An 889-nucleotide genomic window follows, 5' to 3' on the forward strand; every position below is an offset into this window, starting at 1 on the left:
TTGGCAGTTGGCAGTTGGCAGTTGGCAGTTGGCAGTTGGCAGTTGGCAGTTGGCAGTTGGCAGTTGGCAGTTGGCAGGATTCTAGGCCGAAGCCCCAGAGGGGAATCAAGAAATTCTTAGAAGCTGTCTGGAAACTCGTAGGTACTCTAGCGAGGCTTCGCCTCAGACCGACGAGTTATGCCATCGGGATCGCTAGCGTCGGTTTGATCCCGATACCGATACCGACGGCCTTGGATGGTCGGACGCTTCATCGAAATTTGACTCACCTGCAAGCATTTTGCGCCCTCAAGGATTCTAGTCGCCCTTGGCACTGGCGGGAGGACGAATGAATTCGCCCCTTCGGCTCGGGCGATTGCAATATTCAGACAGCCTCTGAGGAGAAAATCCTCTGGCTCTACCCTTCTGTGCAATGAGAGACCCGATCCCGGTCACAGGATTCGTCCTCCTGCGTCCCCCGTCTCCCCGTCAGCGCGATTCAACCGAACGCAGGGCTTCGACCTGAGCGACGGTCCGCCCCGTGGCCTGGGCGACCTGCCCATCCGTCAGGACGCCCAGCTTGATGAGGTGGCGGGCGGTGTTCTGGGCTGCTTCTAGCCGACCTTTCTGAATCCCGATCTGTTGGCCCTCCAGGCGCCCCTCCTCTCGCTCGCGCTTCGCCCAGTTCTCCAGGTTCTCGGCCAGCATGGCGTTATCCTCGACTAATGAATGAATGAATCTAAGAGGCTGTCTGAAAAACACCCCGGGGCGACTTTAGTCGCCCTTGGCACTGGCGGGAGGGCGAATGAATTCGCCCCTTGTATGTTCTGTTCTCAGGGATTGATAAGGAGGAGTGATAAACGGAGTTTATGAAGAGAGCCCGGGAAGCCGTTCGCCCCCTGAAGCCTGGACG

The 889-nt window shown here is 57.9% G+C and carries 1 protein-coding gene; it reads right to left on the reverse strand.

Going from position 1 to position 889, the window contains the following annotated elements; genetic code table 11:
* Positions 1 to 465 precede the first annotated feature (465 nt).
* Positions 466 to 684: a hypothetical protein gene (locus tag G3480_RS26950; RefSeq protein ID WP_164657254.1), complete on the reverse strand. Its 219-nt coding sequence runs from the start codon at positions 682 to 684 to the stop codon at positions 466 to 468.
* Between the last annotated feature and the right edge of the window lie 205 nt (positions 685 to 889).

It is taken from the genome of Thiorhodococcus mannitoliphagus (genome assembly GCF_010915725.1).
Classification (GTDB): Bacteria; Pseudomonadota; Gammaproteobacteria; order Chromatiales; family Chromatiaceae; genus Thiorhodococcus; species Thiorhodococcus mannitoliphagus.

Coding starts and splice junctions, on each gene's coding strand:
- G3480_RS26950 (WP_164657254.1), bottom strand. CDS start 684: ATGCTGGCCGAGAACCTGGAGAACTGGGCGAAGCGCGAGCGAGAGGAG.